We start from the raw sequence: 17463 nt of genomic DNA, 5'->3' as shown, positions 1-17463 counted from the left end.
TCCTCTTATTCTTTCAATTAAATGTAACCATAGATTCCTCTTACAGACACTTCTCCGGAAATAATATATTCAATATTTTCATTTTCTGTAACTACCATTAATTCGCCCTTTTCGTTAATTCCTTTTGCTGTTCCTTCTATGGTTTTGTCTGTGTATATTGCTTTTACTTCTCTGTCCTTATTTACCAGTAATTCATTATATTCATCCACCAGATATGTAAGATCCTGGCTTTTTAAAAACAATTCATAATATTTTTCAAAAGCCTCCATTACTTTAATTATAATGTCACTTCTTTTAAAATCTTTTCCGGCTTCAAGCTTTAATGAAGTCGCTTTATCCTGTAATTCTTCAGGAAATTCCATATTTCCCACATTTATTCCGGTTCCTATTATTACATTGTTGATATAGTCCATTTGCATGCTCATTTCCGTGAGAATTCCGCATATTTTTTTACCATTGATAACTATATCATTAGGCCATTTTATTCCCAAATCAAGACCTGTAATCTCCCTTACTCCTTTGCAAACGGCAAGTCCCATCACCAATGTAAGCATTGAGGCATTTATAGGGGCAATATCCGGTCTTAATATAAGAGTCATAAATATACCTGTTTTATGGGGAGATGTCCAGGCTCTTTGGCGTCTTCCTTTTCCACTTATCTGGGCATCAGAAATAACGAGGGTGCCCTCTGATTCACCCTCGTCTGCTATTTTTTTTGCATATATATTAGTGGAATCCAATTCGTCAAAATATATGACCTTTTTTGCTATCCACCTTGTTTTTATCCCGGATACTATCTCTTTTTCAGAGATTATATCCGGTGAAGATACAAGCCTGTATCCTTTTTTTCTGACAGCTTCTATTTCATAGCCCTCTTCCTTTAGGGAATTAACCGCCTTCCAGATTGCAGTTCTTGACACATTCATCTTTAGGCATAAATCCTGACCTGAAATATAACCTTTGCTTTCCTTTAGTAGCTTTAATATTTTATCTTTCATTTATTCTCCAAGTGTTGCAACCATAACTGCTTTTATGGTATGCATCCTGTTTTCAGCCTCATCAAACACCAGTGAATTCTCGGCCTCAAACACTTCTGTTGTAACTTCATTTCCTTTAACAGCAGGCAGACAATGAAGAAAAATGCTGGTATCTTTTCCTGTCTTTGCCATGAGTTCTTTATTTACCTGATAAGGTTTTAATAATTTAACCCTTTCGGCAGCTTTATCTTCTTCACCCATTGAACACCAGACATCGGTATAAACCACATCTGCTCCTTCTACCTGATTAACATCATCTGTAATTATAACACTACTTCCTGCTTCTGCGGCAAATTTTTTAGCCATATCCACAACTTCATCTGTAGGCCATAATTGTTTTGGAGCTATTATTTTAATATTTACTCCCATTTTTCCAGACCCCACTAAAAGGCTGTTTGCCATATTATTTCGTCCATCTCCCACAAATACAAGTGTAAGTCCTTCAAGTTTTCCAAAATGCTCCTTCATTGTTAAAAAATCTGCCAGAATCTGTGTTGGATGGCACAAATCCGTAAGACCGTTCCATACCGGAACACCACTATATTTTGCAAGGGCCTCTACATTTTCATGTTTAAATCCCCTGAATTCAATTGCATCAAACATCCTTCCTAAAACTCTTGCTGTATCTTCAACGCTTTCCTTGTGACCAAGCTGAATATCATCTTTACCAAGATACTCCGGATGTGCTCCCTCATCTATTGCACCTATGGTAAATGCACATCTTGTTCTTGTGGAAGGTTTTTCAAAAATAAGGGCTACATTTTTTCCTTTTAAACTGTTTCCGGTTATTCCTTTTTTCTTTTTGGCTTTTAAATCTGCTGCTAAATCTATAAGTCCTCCGATTTCCTCAGGTGTAAAATCTTTAAGTGCCAAAAAGCTTCTTCCTTTAATATTCATGTTTATCCCCTTTCTTACAAGCGTATTTATATTCGTTCTAAATGTATATTTATGTTAATCTTATACCACAAAATTTAAGATGTCAATATCTTTTTGTATTTTTATTCATATTTACATTTTTCTTTATGTAAGCAAAAAGGGACCTTCATCCCGGAGACAAGTCACCGAAAATCCAGTCCGATTTTTTATTATTTATGCACTTCTTCTTTTACAACTTCGGCAATTGACTTTGAAAGTCCTGCAATGCTTTGTATTTCTGAAGGAATAATAATCTTGGTAGCCTGTCCGTCAGCTGCCTTTTCAAAGGCTTCAAGACTCTTTAAGGTTAAAACTGACTCATCTGCTCCAGCCTCTTTTAAAGCCCTTATTCCCGCTGCATTTGCCTCCTGTACTACTCTTATAGCTTCTGCTTTACCTTCGGCTTCTTTGATAGTAGCCTCTTTTTTAGCCTCAGCTCTTAATATCTGTGATTGTTTATCAGCTTCTGCATTTAAAATGGCTGCTTCTTTCTTTCCTTCAGCCTCTAAGATTGCTGATTTCTTTTCACCTTCAGATCTTAATATTGATTCTCTTCTTTCTCTTTCTGCCTTCATCTGCTTTTCCATGGCTTCTTGAATTTCTCTAGGAGGAGCTATATTTTTAAGCTCTACCCTGTTTACCTTTATTCCCCATGGATCTGTGGCTTCGTCAAGGGAAACTCTCATTTTATCATTAATAATTTCTCTTGAAGTAAGTGTCTGGTCAAGCTCTAATTCACCAATAATATTTCTAAGAGTTGTAGCTGTAAGATTTTCTATAGCAGATATTGGATTGTCAACTCCATAGGTATAAAGCTTAGGATCCATAATCTGATAAAAAACAACAGTATCAATACTCATTGTTACATTATCTTTTGTAATAACCGGCTGTGGTGGAAAATCTGCAACCTGTTCCTTTAAAGTAACTCTTTTTGCCACTCTGTCAATCAAAGGTATTTTAATGTGAATACCTGCATCCCAGGTAGCAAGATAAGTTCCTAGTCTTTCAACAACTGAAGCATAAGCCTGAGGAACAATTCTGACATTTGCTATAATAAGCAAAATTAAAATAACAACCAATCCAATTAATCCAAATGGCATAATTTCATCTCCCTTTTTAATATATGTCTGAATATCACTTTACGAATATTTCAGACTTTTTTTACAATCTCGTTAATTATACAACACTTTCTAAGTACTAACAAGTTTTTGAAGAAATTCGTAAAAAAAGGCATGCAAAATATCAATTTTGCATGCCTTTTATAAATGGGTATAAGCGTTTTTACTTTTTTATCTATAATTATTAATGGAATACCTGGCTTCCATATACAACACCTGAAGTGGAACCTGCCGGTCCAAAATACATGGCACCATTTGTATTATCCTGTCCTGCAAGGGCTGCATTTGCTGCCTGGGCAGCTGTGCTGGAGTAGCCGTTTGATAAAGCTTTGTTTAATGCTCCATTTACAGTCGGACCAAACTGTCCTCTTTGATAGATAACCTCTCTGATAGAATTTGGATATGCTGAACTGTAAACTCTGTTCATTACTACTGCACCTACGGCAAGCATTGCATCATAAGATTCTCCACCGGCTTCACAATAGATAAGTGCTGCCAAAAGTGTGGTATCACTTACTGAGGCAGCAGTTGCAGGATTTGAAGCTTGTACACTTGCACTCTGTCCTGACGATGCTGCTACGGCGGCTGCAGCTGCTGCGGCAGCTGCTTCTTTAGCGGCTTTTTCTGCTGCAATGGCTGCCAGCTCTTCCTCTATGGAAATAGCCTGGGATGTATTCCAGGAAACTGAAACAAATTCTTTGGCAATAAATGCACTTTTGTCATTATAAGAAATTTCCATAAATCCGTTTCCTGCATCTTCATTAAGTACTTTATATTTATTTCCTGCTCCTGTAAGGTCATATACTTTACTATTTAAATCAGGCTCATATCTAAGTCTGATGGCATTTTCATTTACTGTGGCAACTCTGTCGCAAATTGTCCCAGCCAAAGCTTTGGCATCTGCATCAAAAACCAAAAATTCGTTTGATACATATCCTTCCACGCTTCCTGATGAAATTTTTGTCCAGACTTCCCCTTTTTCAACAACACTTGCAAGGTCGCCTCTTCTAAGTTTTCCTAATATCTTTGACTCAGTTGTTGCTTCCTGTCTAATGTTTACAAAATCATCTACATTAGCCATGGCCTTTCCTGTAAATTCATCTTCTTTAGCTGCTTCTTCCTGACTTTCTTGCGCTTTAGCATCATCTTTAGCTTCATCTGCCTTTTCTTCTGTTTCTTCTTCAGAAGCTGCATCAGCTGTTTCTAAATCTTTTGATGCCAGTGTGATGTGCTCGATTCCATCCGAGTAGTCCATGGAAAATACGGAATTAGAGCTTAGTAAAATATTATTTGTATCAACGGTGTAATTTTTTTCTAAAACTGTTGTAGATTCCATGGAAGTAGTTGCGGCATTTACCTGAACCGGTCCTACGAAAGTCGCAAGGGTAAGTGTTGCTGCAAGGGCAATACTTGTTCCTTTCAGAGTAAATTTTTTGTCTGCTTTCATAAATAATCCTTCCTTTGTTGTTTAACACAATTTCAAACCAGTTCGTTAAAACTAATTTATTTAATTTGTGTTATTATTATAAGTCGAGTTTATTACATTTATTACAACTTTGTTACGGATATATATTAGCACATTTAATTTTTTATGTCAATTTATGGGGTTTTTTTTCATATATCTTTTACACTTTATCCTTAAATATTTTATGTTTACTTTATTTCTTGGTCACTCCGTATGTGCTTAATATTTTTATTAGAGTTTTCGTGTTACTATCTATATTTTCAAGGGTTCCAATGACTTTAAAATCAACAATAACCCCAAATAAATTATGAAAATTTTTAGATTTAAAATAAAAAATTTAGCTTTTAAATCTGGAAATTATGTCTTTTCTCAATCTTTTTTTATTATTGTTTTTTTGAATACACTTGTAATATTTGTGTAAAACACAATAAAAAAGCGTAACAATTGAAAATACAATCGCTACGCTTAAATATTATTATAATTATCGTCTTTGTCTTTTTGCTTCATACATAAGTATCCCTGCTGCCTGGGCGGCATTTAAAGATTCTACCTTTCCGGACATGGGGATTTTTATGTAATTATTTATCTCATTGCTTAACTTGTCACTAATTCCTTTGCTTTCATTTCCGATAACAAAGGCTGTAGGCTTTTTATAATCCTTTTCATCATAAAAATTTTCTGCTTTTAAATGGGCACAATAGATGTTTATTCCTTTATCTTTTAGTATATTAACATCCCTTAATATATCTTTAGAATATACAAAGGGTACTCTGAAAATGGAACCCATGGTGGAACGAATTGTTTTTGGATTATAAATATCCACACTATTTTTACTAATAAGCATTCCACTTATTCCAGCCGCTTCCCCGGTTCTAAGCATTGTTCCCATATTTCCGGGATCCTGTAGATTTTCAAGAATCAAAATCAGAGGATTATTATCTTTCAATAAATCCTCTAATTCATACTCTTTCTGTCGCAAAACTGCCAACACCCCCTGGGGTGTATCAGTTCCCGACACATTTTTAAATACTTCATCTGATAGTATTTCTACAATCTGAGTATCTATATTTCTTTGTTTTAAGCTGTTTTCTAGGTCTGTATCATTTTCAAATTCACTTTCATAAAAGGATTTTGAAAAATAAATCTCAATAATTTCGCTAAAATGTGCCTCACTAAACATCTTGGGGCCTTCAACTATATAAACCCCCAAATCATCTCTGTTTTTTCTTTTTTTTATAAGCGAAATAAGATTTTTTACTTTTTTGTTTTTATTACTTGTTATTATTTCCATTTTTTCACTTTGCTAAAATTCTGCTTATCTTATACTGATATTCTGAAATATTTTTCTGCATCTCTAATGCTTCATCTATATCAAGATTTATGTATTCGCCATCTTTATAGGCAATAATTCTGTTGATTTTTCCCTGTACTAAAAGGTCAACAGCCAAAGCGCCCATAGTTGAAGCAAATACCCTGTCCTTGCAGGTCGGACTTCCACCTCTTTGCATATAGCCTAAGATAGTGGCTCTGGTTTCTATACCGGTTGCCGCTTCAATTCTTTTGGCCATACCGTTAGAATCACCAATTCCTTCCGCATTGATAATAATATGATGCTGTTTTCCTTTTTTTCTGTTAGCAATAATATTGTCTATAATTCTTTGTTCATCACCGTCAAATTTTTCAGGAAGAAGTATATCTTCTGCTCCATTTGCTATACCACACCACAATGCAATATATCCTGCATTTCTTCCCATAACTTCAATAATTGAACATCTTTCATGGGAGGATGAGGTATCCCTTACCTTATCAATAGCCTCCATTGCAGTATTTACTGCCGTATCAAAGCCTATTGTATATTCTGTACATGCAATGTCAAGGTCAATAGTCCCAGGTATTCCCACAACAGCAATTCCCTGATGGGAAAGTGCTCTTGCACCTTTGTAGGAGCCGTCTCCTCCTATTACCACCACTGCATCTATTCCCATTTCATGGCAGATTTCAGCGGCCTGTTTCTGACCCTCTAAGGTAACAAATTCCGGACATCTGGCTGTCTGTAATATTGTTCCACCTCTTTGTATTGTTTCACCAACACTGGTGACATCCATTTCCATTATTTCTTTTTGTAAAAGTCCTGCGTATCCTCTTTTGATACCCATTACTCTAAGATTGTTATATATTCCGGTACGGACAACAGCTCTGATGGCTGCATTCATCCCAGGAGCATCTCCACCACTTGTAAGTACTCCTATGGTTTTAATTTTATTTTTCACGAAAAAGCCTCCTTGTAAGATTGGTTTAAAGCTTGTATGGTAAAGCGGACATTCGGAATCCGCTTCGCTACTTCCTCATGAACGCGATGGCACTTTGTGCCACCTGTCAGAAGGGGCTTTAACCCCTTCTGACACTAGTAAGCTTATACCCCCGCTTAAAGCTTACGCTTTTGAAGCGGGGGATTGCTTACACTGCGTTCAAATTCCTTTTTCAACTACCTTTACATTATTTTCGCCCAAAATCCCTTTTAACATTAGTACAAAATCTTCTTCTAAACTATCTGTCACTTTTTTGCCTAATTTTTTTAGTTGTCTGGACTCTTTTAAGTAAATAATAATACCGTTTACATCACCGTGATTATAAGCTGAAATAAGGTCAACCACACTGTCTTTTTTACTTTCATAATCCTCCATATTTGTAAACTGAAGCCATAGTTCCTTTTTTAGATTGTCAAAGGTAACTGCACTTTCAGCAATAAGCTTTCCACCTTCATCCTCTCTGTTTTGCACTTTTCCCCTTATAAATATTCTGCCATCTTCTTCAAAGATTGCTTCGTTTTTCTCATAAAGATTAGGAAATACTATTATCTCCATGCTTCCATATAAATCCTCTAAAGTAACGAAAGCCATCTTTTGATTTTTTCTGGTGTATTTTACGGTAATGTCACTGATTATTCCCCCTACAGTTACATATATACCATCTTTTAATGAACTTTCTTCCTCCCCGTCCCCGGAAAGCTGGAAATCTATGCTTTTGGCAGTGGTAAATTTTTCCAGCTTTTCTCTGTCATCATCAAGAGGATGCCCGCTGACATAAAGGCCCATTACATCTTTTTCAAAGGATAAAAGGACTTTTTTAGGATATTCTCCTACATTTGGCAGGGAAGGCTTGAATTTTTCCTTATCCTCATCATTCATGAAATCGAAAAATGACATTTGACCTGCCACAACATTTTTCTTATCCTTCATTACTCTGTCAATAATTGAGCCATAAACAGACATTTTTTGCTTTCTTGTCCCTTCAAAACAGTCAAATGCTCCTGCTTTTATCATATTTTCAACGAGCCTTTTATTTATTTCAAAAGAGGACATTCTTTCTATAAAGTCTTCTAAGTCCCTGAAATTTCCATGGGCATTTCTTTCCTCAACTATTTTTTCTATAATCCCTCCCCCAACATTTTTTATGGCTGAAAGGGCATAGACAATTGATTTATTTTTTACGGAAAAAGACCTGATTCCGGAATTTATATCCGGAGGACATATTTTTATTCCCATTTGACGACAGGTTAAAATATAAGCCGTAACCTTGGAAGGATTATCAATAACAGAGGTCATTAAAGCCGCCATGTACTCTATGGGATAATACCTTTTTAAAAATGCTGTCTGAAATGACACCACCGCATAGGCCGCAGCATGGGATTTATTAAAAGCATATTTCGCAAAATCAATCATATCGTCATAAATCTTGTTTGCAACTTCTATAGAAATCCCTTTGCTGATACATCCCGGAACATTTTCTTCTTTGTTTCCGTAGACAAAATTCTTTCTTTCCTGCTCCATTACGGAGGCTTTTTTCTTTGACATGGCCCTTCTTACAAGGTCACTTCGCCCCATGGTATAACCTGCCAGGTCTCTTACGATTTGCATAACCTGCTCCTGATAAACTATGCAGCCATAGGTGGGAGAAAGAATATTTTCCAGAAGAGGCGTGTCATATTTAATCTGATCCGGATTGTTTTTTCCCTTTATATAAGCCGGAATAAAGTCCATAGGTCCCGGTCTGTAAAGGGAAATTCCGGCTATGATGTCTTCAAGACTTTTGGGGGAAAGCTCATGCATAAAGCTTTTCATACCGGCACTTTCAAGCTGGAATATTCCCTCGGTTTTTCCACTTCCTATAAGCTCTAGGACATTTTTATCATCATAATCTATTTTTTTAAGGTCAATATCTTTACCGTAATTATCCTTGATAATTTTTAAGGCATCCCTTATTACCGTTAAAGTTCTAAGTCCCAAAAAGTCCATTTTTAAAAGACCAAGACGCTCTAATGTAGTCATGGTAAACTGGGTGGTAATACTTCCATCCTGGGACCTTGAAAGGGGAACATATTCATCCACACTTTTTTTACTGATAACCACCCCTGCCGCATGCATTGAAGTATGCCTTGGAAGTCCTTCAAGTCTTCTTGACATATCAATGAGATTTTTTACGGTGGGGTCATTTTCATATAAATCAGCCAGCTCTTTATTTTTTACAAGCGCCTTATCTATGGTTATTCCCAGCTCATTTGGAATCATTTTAGCTATTGCATCAACATTTGCATAAGGAATGTCCAAAACCCTTCCCACATCTCTGATTACACCTCTTGCTGCCAGGGTACCAAAGGTAACTATCTGAACCACCTTATCTTTTCCGTATTTTTTTGTAACATAATCAATAACCTCCTGACGCCTTTCATAGCAAAAATCAACGTCTATATCGGGCATTGTCACACGCTCTTTATTTAGAAATCTTTCAAAAATAAGGTTATATTTTATGGGATCAATATCTGTTATTTCCAGGGTGTAGGCAACAATACTTCCTGCTGCAGAGCCTCGTCCCGGGCCCACCATAATTCCATGGTCTTTTGAATATTTAATAAAATCCCAAACTATTAAAAAGTAGTCAACATAGCCCATGTTTTCAATAACATCCAGCTCATATTTTAGTTTATCTTTGTATTTATTTGCATCCTTTCCATATCTTGTTTCAAGACCTTCATAACACAGTTTATTTAGATACTCAGTAGAGGTATATCCATCAGGAACATCAAATTTAGGAAGTTTTAAATTCCCAAATTCTATGTCTACATGGCATCTTTCCGCTATTTTTTGGGTATTTTCTATAGCTTCTTTATGATTTGGAAAAAGACTTAACATTTCTTCTTCGCTTTTTACATAGTACTGTCCACCCTCATAACGCATTCTGTCCTCATCTGTAAGCTTCTTTCCTGTCTGAAGACAAAGAAGTATGTCATGAGGAATAAAGTCATCTGCATAAGTATAATGAACATCATTGGTAGCCACAAGTTCAATACCTGTCTTTTCACTGATTAAAACAAGCTTTTCATTAACCAGACTCTGAGCTTTAATGCCATGGTCCTGAAGCTCTAAAAAGAAATTATCCTTTCCGAATAATTCTTTAAACTCCAGTGCTTTATTAGTGGCCTCTTCCAATAAACCTCTTTGTATAAGCCTTGGAATCTCTCCTGCAAGGCAGGCACTTAAAGCAATGATACCCTCATGATATTTTCTTAAAAGCTCCATATCAATCCTTGGTTTGTAATAAAAGCCATCCACAAAACCCTTTGATACTATCTTCATAAGATTTTCATAGCCTGTATTATTTTCAGCCAAAAGCACAAGATGATAATACCTGTCCTCTTCACTTGAAATTTCCCTGTCAAACCTGGAGCCCGGAGCAACATATACTTCACATCCTAAGATGGGATTTATCCCCATAGCCAGACATTCTTCATAAAAATCTATAACGCCATACATTACACCATGATCTGTAATGGCAGCGCAGTTCATGCCTAACTCCTTAACTCTGGCAACATATTCTTTTATTTTATTTGAACCGTCCAACAAACTGTATTCTGTGTGGACATGCAAATGTGCAAAACTCAAATTCTTTCCTCCTTGGAAAATTCTTTAAATAAAAATTTAAAGGTAACCGTCGACTTATTCTAACACAAAAAAACCGGAGTTGGTAGATTTGCCTTTTACCACTCCGGTCTTTTAGATTTTTTGTATATGACTTTAAACTTATTATCCTTTAAAAATTTTAACGATTTCCAAATCCCAATCCTTTTGTTGAAAATATAGATGCGATTGCATAAATTACAAGTAAAATAAAAGCAATCTTTGCAAGTCCCGTAAAGAATAGGACTACAAGTGCCAAAGGTGTAAAAATAATATAACCTGCAATTTTAAGTATTCCCCAGGTTGCACCTACTGCAAAAATTATTAATCTTGCTATTACTGAAATCATTAAACACATAAATATTATTGATAGAATCATTTTTTTCTTCCTTTCCATAAAAAAGTTTTATTATCCTGTGACTAGTTTTGTTATTGAATATTTTTTCGTTCATTTATTCAATAAGTTTTGATGTTTTTATTTTATATCTTTTTTATTTTTTCTTAAACCTGTAATTTCGGGAATAAGAATATCTTATTTCTCTAAAAACAGAGAATTAGACTTTTCATAACTCTTAAAAATCTATATAATATTATAATATTTAAAAATGACATTTACATGACAGCTAAAAGGAGTTTATAAATGGGAAAAAGATCCACTAAAGACAACAAAAACATATACCAGATAAGTCGTGAGGAATCAAACCTTACAAGAGCCCAGGCCAGTGAACTTATGGAATATGTATCAGAAAGCAGAATTGAAAAAATCGAAAATGACACTGCCCAGGTTCAGCCAGAGGATGTAGTTGCCATGGCTAAGGCCTATAAAAAACCAAGTCTTTGTAACTATTATTGCACCCATGAATGTCAAATAGGCCAGGATTTGATTCCTGAAATCAAAATCTCCAGCCTGCCGGAAATCTCTCTTGGAATATTGTCATCCTTAAATGCGTTAACAAAGCAAAAAGACAGGCTTATTGAAATCGCAGAAGACGGAAGACTTACTGAAGACGAATTCCCGGATTTCGTAAAAATCCAGGAACAGCTGGAAAAAATCTCCCTTACCATTGATTCATTAAGACTTTGGATTAATACAAATATTGCCAAGGGAGAAATTGACAAAGAAAAACTTGATATGCAAAAAAATCTTAGCATGAAATCTTAAAAAAAGCGTATAACAAAAAGACTTTTGCCTTTTTGCTATACGCTTTTTATTTTAGAAGTTGGCTTTTTCAAGCTTCCATATATCTTTTACATATTCCTCTATTGTTCTGTCTGAACTGAATTTTCCACTGCAGGCTGTATTTAAAAGAGCTGCCTTTGCCCATCTGTTCTTATCCCTGTAAAATTCCTCGATTTTTTCCTGAGCATTTGCATAGGATTTAAAATCTTTAAGGATAAAGTAAGTATCTGCCCTTGAAGAAGATTTTGTATTAAGTAAGGAATTATAAATATCTCTGAAAAGTTCTGTATCGCCAGGATTATAGAAGCCGTTTATAAGCTGCATAAGAACTTTTCTGATATCAGGGTCACTGTTAAAGATTTCTACAGGATCATAGCCTCCATGGTTTTCATATTCTATTACCTCTTGCGCACTAAGTCCAAAGATTACCGCATTGTCATCTCCTACTTCTTCCACTATTTCCACATTAGCACCATCCATTGTTCCAATGGTTATTGCACCGTTTAACATAAATTTCATATTACCGGTTCCTGAAGCTTCCTTTGATGCTGTAGAAATCTGTTCACTGACATCTGCCGCTGCAAATAATAATTCTGCATTGGATACTCTGTAATCCTCTATAAATACCACTTTCAATTTTCCGTGGATGGATGCATCATTATTTATTATATCTGCAACTGTATTTATAAGCTTAATTGTAAGTTTTGCAATATGATAGCCTGCCGCAGCCTTTGCTCCGAAAATAAAGGTTCTCGGATAAAAATCAATATCAGGACGTTCTTTAATCCTGTTATAAAGATACATAATATGAAGTATATTTAAAAGCTGCCTCTTGTATTCATGAAGTCTTTTTACCTGAATATCAAATATTGAATGAGGGTCTATTTCCACTCCATTATGTTCTAATACATATTTTGCAAGACGCTGCTTATTCTTGAATTTAATTGTCATAAATTCATTCAAAGCTTTTTCATCTTCCGTATATAATTTAAGTTTTGACAATTCTGAAAGATTTGTAATCCATTCATCTCCGATTTTATCAGTTATCCAGTCTGCTAAAAGAGGATTTGCATGGCACAAAAATCTCCTTTGGGTTATTCCATTAGTCTTATTGCTGAATTTTTCAGGGAACATTTCATAAAAATCTTTAAGTTCCTGTTTTTTAAGAATCTCAGTATGAAGTCTTGCAACACCATTAACTGAAAATCCGCAAGCAATAGCAAGATTAGCCATTCTAACCTGTCCATCATATATGATACCCATTTTTTCAACTTTTTTAGTATCACCAGGATATTTTGCCTCTATTTGAGCCTGAAATCTTCTGTTTATTTCTTCGATTATCTGATAAACCCTTGGTAAAAGCCTTGAAAACAGCTCAATAGGCCATTTTTCCAATGCTTCTGACATAATGGTATGGTTTGTATAAGCACAGGTATGAGAAGTAATTTCCCATGCATCATCCCATTCTAACATTTCATCATCCATAAGCACCCTCATAAGCTCTGCTATGGCTATGGTCGGGTGAGTATCATTTAACTGGAAACATACATATTTAGGAAATTCCATAATATTATCATTACCTAATTTAAAGGCTTCTACAGCTCTTTGTACACTGGCTGAAATAAAGAAATACTGCTGTTTTAATCTAAGTTCTTTTCCTGCCATATGATCATCTTTTGGATAAAGTACCTCTGTAATGGTTTTAGCAAGATTATCCTGTTCTAGGGCTTTTTTATAATCACCGGCATCAAAGGATTCCAATTGAAATTCGTTAATAGGCTCAGCATCCCAGATTCTAAGGGTATTTACTACATTATTTTTATAACCGATTATAGGAATATCATAAGGAACTGCCTTTACTGACTGATAACCTTCATGAATATAATCATAGGTTCCATCCTGTTTTAATACATAATTAACATAACCTCCAAATCTTACTTCTTTGGCATGTTCAGGTCTTTTTAACTCAAAAGGATAGCCGTCTTTTAACCAGTTATCAGGAACTTCTTTCTGGAAGCCATCATCTATTTTTTGTTTAAACATTCCGTAATGATATCTGATTCCACATCCGTAAGCACGATAACCAAGGGTTGTCAAAGAATCCAAAAAGCAGGCTGCCAGTCTTCCAAGACCACCATTTCCAAGGGCCGGATCCGGCTCTTCATCCTCCAAAAGATTAAGGTCAACTCCTATTTCATCCAGGGCCTCGGCTATTTCTTTATAACATCCAAGGTTAATAAGGTTATTACCTAATGCTCGTCCTACTAAAAATTCCATGGACATGTAATAAACCATTTTTGCGCCCTGTTTTTCAAATTCATTTTGTGAACTCATCCACTTTTCAATAATCATTTCTTTTACGGAATAGGACACAGCCTGATAAAGCTGCTGTGTGCTTGCTGATTCTACATCTTTCCTGTATAAAAGCTTAAGATTATCTTCTACGGATTTAATAAATTCTTCCTTGCTAAACATTTTAGCCATTTTATGACCTCCTTTAAATTCAGATCTTCATCCTAAGATAATAAAGGCAAAAGCCCCCAAAACAAAGATTTCGGGGGCAAATTTTAATATCTTATTTAATTATTGTTTCTCGACACCAAGGCTTACTTTTTCACCGTTAATGTTCCATTCTTTGTTATAGCCTGAAAGGGAATCGTAAATGATTTCCTCGCCTAAAGTATCTGCCATGATAACTTCGCTGTTATTTTTAAGAATATCAGCAATCTTTTCATTTCCGGATACATAGATTTTGATTTTGTCCATTACCTCAAAGTCAGCCTCTTTTCTCATGGTCTGAATCTTACTGATAACCTCACGTACAAAACCTTCCTCAATAAGCTCTGGTGTAAGACGAATATCAAGTACTACTGTTACTCCACCGTCACTTTGTGCGGCAAATCCTTCTTCCTGGCACATATCTATGAGTAAGTCTTCCTTAGACAATACAACCTTTTCTCCATCAATATCAAACTCCAATGTGCCTTTTTCATTAAGCTCATCCATAGCTTTATTGCCATCCAGATTTGAAAGAATTCCTTTTATCTTTCCAAGAAGTTTTCCATATTTTGGTCCAACGCTCTTTAATTGTGGCTTGAAATTATAAGATGTGTAGTTTCTTACATCATCAGTAAATTCTGCTTCTTTGACATTTAATTCATCCTCGATAATCTCTTTATAGAAATCGGACAATTTTACGTCTATCTTAACAAACATTTTTGCAATAGGTTGTCTATTCTTCACATTTGAACTGTTTCTGCAGGCTCTTCCTAAAACTACAACCTTCAAAACAGAATCCATGTAAGTCTCAAGTTCCTTATCGATATGAGACTCATCACATACAGGATAATCGCAAAGATGGATACTTTCTGGAGCGTTTGCATCAATCTTTCTAACAAGATTCTGATAAATATCCTCTGTCATAAATGGAATAAGAGGAGCTGCCAGCTTGCTAACTGTAACAAGTGATGTATATAAAGTCATATAGGCATTAATCTTATCCTGCTCCATTCCCTTAGCCCAAAAGCGTTCTCTGCTTCGTCTTACATACCAGTTAGAAAGCTCATCAACGAAAGTCTGTAAAGCTCTTGCAGATTCAGGAATTCTGTAATTTTCAAGATCTGTATCAACTTCCTTAATAAGTGTATTAAGTTTTGATAATATCCATTTATCCATTACAGGAAGTTTGTCATATTCTAATGTGTATTTTGTCGCATCAAAATTATCGATATTAGCATAAAGCACAAAGAATGCATAGGTATTCCATAAGGTACCCATGAATTTTCTCTGACCTTCTGTTACTGCATCTCCATGGAAACGGTTTGGAAGCCAAGGAGCTGAATTTACATAGAAATACCAGCGGATTGCATCTGCTCCGTATTGGTTAAGAGCCTCCATAGGATCTACGGCATTTCCTTTACTTTTACTCATTTTTTTGCCGTCCTTATCCTGAACATGGCCTAAAACGATAACATTTTCGTATGGAGCCTTGTCGAAAATAAGTGTAGAAATGGCAAGAAGTGAATAAAACCATCCTCTTGTCTGGTCAACTGCTTCTGAAATAAATTTTGCAGGATACTGTTTTTCAAACAGGTCTTTATTTTCAAATGGATAATGATGCTGTGCAAAAGGCATTGAACCTGAATCAAACCAGCAGTCGATAACCTCAGGTGTTCTATGCATTTCTCCTCCGCATTTTTCACATTTGATAGTTACATCATCAATGTATGGTCTGTGAAGTTCAATATCATCAGGACAGTTATCTGATAAGCTCTTTAATTCTTCAATGCTTCCAATAGAATGCATATGTCCGCAGTCGCAAACCCATACATTTAAAGGAGTTCCCCAATAACGGTTACGGCTTACATCCCAGTCCTGGACATTTTCAAGCCAGTCTCCAAAGCGTCCTTTTCCGATACTTTCAGGAATCCAGTTGATTGTATTATTATTTTTAATTAAATTCTCCCTTACCTTTGTCATGGCAATAAACCAGGAATCTCTTGCATAGTAGATAAGAGGAGTATCACATCTCCAGCAAAACGGATAGCTGTGCTCGAATTTAGGTGCATCAAACAAAAGGCCTCTTTCTTCAAGATCCTTTAAAATAATAGGATCAGCCTTTTTAACAAAGACACCTTCCCATGGAGTTTCTTTTGTCATTTCTCCCTTAGGGTCTACAAACTGTAAAAACGGAAGATCATAAATTTTTCCAACTCTGTTATCGTCCTCACCAAAAGCAGGAGCATTATGAACTACACCGGTACCGTCTGTAAGAGTAACATAATTATCACAAATTACATAATATCCTTTTTTGCCCTGTTTTTCACATACTGCAAGACCAAAGTCAAATAATGGCTCATATTCCATATTTTCAAGTTCTTTACCCTTGCAGGTTTCAATTATTTCATATGGAGCAGTAGGTTTATCTCCACCTAAAACTGTTTCACAAAGTGCCTTTGCCAAAATATAGGTATAACCGTCAGCAGTTTTTACCTTTGCATAGTCCTCATTTGGATTTACACAAAGTGCAACATTTGAAGGAAGGGTCCACGGAGTGGTGGTCCAGGCTAAAATATAAGTATCTTCTCCTTTTACCTTAAAACGCACAACTGCTGATTTTTCTTTAATATCCTTATAACCCTGAGCAACCTCATGACTTGAAAGAGGTGTTCCACAACGAGGACAGTAAGGTACGATTCTAAAACCTTTATATAAAAGTCCCTTGTCCCAGATTTTCTTTAAAGCCCACCATTCTGACTCTATGTAGGAATTATGATAGGTAACATAAGGATCATTCATATCAGCCCAGAAACCTACGGTTCCTGAGAATTCTTCCCACATTCCCTTATATTTCCATACGCTTTCTTTACATTTTTTAATGAATGGTTCAATACCATACTCTTCTATCTGCTCTTTTCCATCAAGTCCCAGTGCCTTTTCAACTTCCAGCTCTACAGGAAGTCCGTGGGTATCCCATCCGGCCTTTCTTGGAACCATGTAGCCTTTCATTGTACGATATCTTGGTATCATATCCTTGATAACTCTGGTAAGCACATGTCCTATATGAGGCTTACCATTAGCGGTAGGAGGTCCGTCATAAAAAGTATATGTTTCACCCTCTTTACGGTTTTCCATACTTTTTGTGAAAATGTCATTGTCTTCCCAGAATTTTTCTGTTTTTCTTTCACGCTCAACAAAATTCAAATTAGTCTCTACTTTGTCGTACATTTTTTTCTTCCTTTCGTTATCTAATATCACAAACCGGTATGATGTTTTTTCGTATTAATGTAGGCTA

Annotated in this window: 11 protein-coding genes; 1 reads left to right on the top strand and 10 read right to left on the bottom strand. The window is 35.6% G+C overall.

Annotation, left to right across the window (positions count from 1 at the left end; genetic code table 11):
• Nucleotides 1-17: 17 nt before the first annotated feature.
• The 8 genes from BM153_RS04615 to BM153_RS04580 form a co-directional block, all read right to left on the bottom strand.
• Nucleotides 18-998: a biotin--[acetyl-CoA-carboxylase] ligase gene (locus BM153_RS04615; protein WP_092871239.1), complete on the bottom strand. Its 981-nt coding sequence runs from the start codon at nucleotides 996-998 to the stop codon at nucleotides 18-20.
• A complete protein-coding gene (gene argF, locus BM153_RS04610; protein ID WP_092871237.1) occupies nucleotides 999-1934 on the bottom strand; it encodes an ornithine carbamoyltransferase in 936 nt (311 codons plus the stop codon). It lies immediately after the preceding gene.
• 188 nt (nucleotides 1935-2122) lie between these two features.
• Nucleotides 2123-3052: an SPFH domain-containing protein gene (locus BM153_RS04605; RefSeq protein ID WP_092871235.1), complete on the bottom strand. Its 930-nt coding sequence runs from the start codon at nucleotides 3050-3052 to the stop codon at nucleotides 2123-2125.
• Nucleotides 3053-3254: 202 nt separating this feature from the next.
• The gene (locus tag BM153_RS04600; RefSeq protein ID WP_092871233.1) at nucleotides 3255-4517 is read right to left on the bottom strand and encodes a cell wall hydrolase; all 1263 of its coding nucleotides are present in this window, start codon (nucleotides 4515-4517) and stop codon (nucleotides 3255-3257) included.
• Nucleotides 4518-5016: 499 nt separating this feature from the next.
• Nucleotides 5017-5820 (bottom strand): TrmH family RNA methyltransferase, encoded by an 804-nt coding sequence (locus tag BM153_RS04595; RefSeq protein ID WP_092871325.1) that lies wholly within the window; start codon nucleotides 5818-5820, stop codon nucleotides 5017-5019.
• 10 nt (nucleotides 5821-5830) lie between these two features.
• Entirely contained in the window at nucleotides 5831-6805 is a 975-nt protein-coding gene (gene pfkA, locus BM153_RS04590) for a 6-phosphofructokinase (RefSeq protein ID WP_092871231.1), read from the bottom strand.
• Nucleotides 6806-7003: 198 nt separating this feature from the next.
• On the bottom strand, nucleotides 7004-10474 hold the full coding sequence (locus BM153_RS04585) for a DNA polymerase III subunit alpha (protein ID WP_092871229.1): 3471 nt from the start codon (nucleotides 10472-10474) through the stop codon (nucleotides 7004-7006).
• A gap of 157 nt (nucleotides 10475-10631) precedes the next feature.
• The gene (locus BM153_RS04580) at nucleotides 10632-10868 is read right to left on the bottom strand and encodes a hypothetical protein (RefSeq protein ID WP_242949069.1); all 237 of its coding nucleotides are present in this window, start codon (nucleotides 10866-10868) and stop codon (nucleotides 10632-10634) included.
• Between the two features lie 261 nt (nucleotides 10869-11129).
• Between BM153_RS04580 and BM153_RS04575 the strand changes: the two genes are divergently transcribed.
• On the top strand, nucleotides 11130-11651 hold the full coding sequence (locus BM153_RS04575) for a helix-turn-helix domain-containing protein (RefSeq protein WP_092871227.1): 522 nt from the start codon (nucleotides 11130-11132) through the stop codon (nucleotides 11649-11651).
• A 51-nt stretch (nucleotides 11652-11702) separates the two neighbouring features.
• Here the strand turns inward: BM153_RS04575 and BM153_RS04570 are convergent, their stop codons facing one another.
• Together BM153_RS04570 and ileS are read right to left on the bottom strand one after the other, a co-directional pair.
• On the bottom strand, nucleotides 11703-14153 hold the full coding sequence (locus BM153_RS04570; RefSeq protein ID WP_092871225.1) for a glycogen/starch/alpha-glucan phosphorylase: 2451 nt from the start codon (nucleotides 14151-14153) through the stop codon (nucleotides 11703-11705).
• Nucleotides 14154-14252: 99 nt separating this feature from the next.
• Complete coding sequence (gene ileS, locus BM153_RS04565) at nucleotides 14253-17396, bottom strand: isoleucine--tRNA ligase (RefSeq protein ID WP_092871223.1); 3144 nt, start codon at nucleotides 17394-17396, stop codon at nucleotides 14253-14255.
• Nucleotides 17397-17463: the final 67 nt, after the last annotated feature.

It is taken from the genome of Acetitomaculum ruminis DSM 5522 (genome assembly GCF_900112085.1).
Lineage (GTDB): Bacteria > Bacillota > Clostridia > Lachnospirales > Lachnospiraceae > Acetitomaculum > Acetitomaculum ruminis.
This window is presented reverse-complemented; position numbering and strand designations above follow the sequence as displayed.

Coding starts and splice junctions, on each gene's coding strand:
- BM153_RS04615 (WP_092871239.1), bottom strand. CDS start 998: ATGAAAGATAAAATATTAAAGCTACTAAAGGAAAGCAAAGGTTATATT.
- argF (WP_092871237.1), bottom strand. CDS start 1,934: ATGAATATTAAAGGAAGAAGCTTTTTGGCACTTAAAGATTTTACACCT.
- BM153_RS04605 (WP_092871235.1), bottom strand. CDS start 3,052: ATGCCATTTGGATTAATTGGATTGGTTGTTATTTTAATTTTGCTTATT.
- BM153_RS04600 (WP_092871233.1), bottom strand. CDS start 4,517: ATGAAAGCAGACAAAAAATTTACTCTGAAAGGAACAAGTATTGCCCTT.
- BM153_RS04580 (WP_242949069.1), bottom strand. CDS start 10,868: ATGATTCTATCAATAATATTTATGTGTTTAATGATTTCAGTAATAGCA.
- BM153_RS04575 (WP_092871227.1), top strand. CDS start 11,130: ATGGGAAAAAGATCCACTAAAGACAACAAAAACATATACCAGATAAGT.
- BM153_RS04570 (WP_092871225.1), bottom strand. CDS start 14,153: ATGGCTAAAATGTTTAGCAAGGAAGAATTTATTAAATCCGTAGAAGAT.
- ileS (WP_092871223.1), bottom strand. CDS start 17,396: ATGTACGACAAAGTAGAGACTAATTTGAATTTTGTTGAGCGTGAAAGA.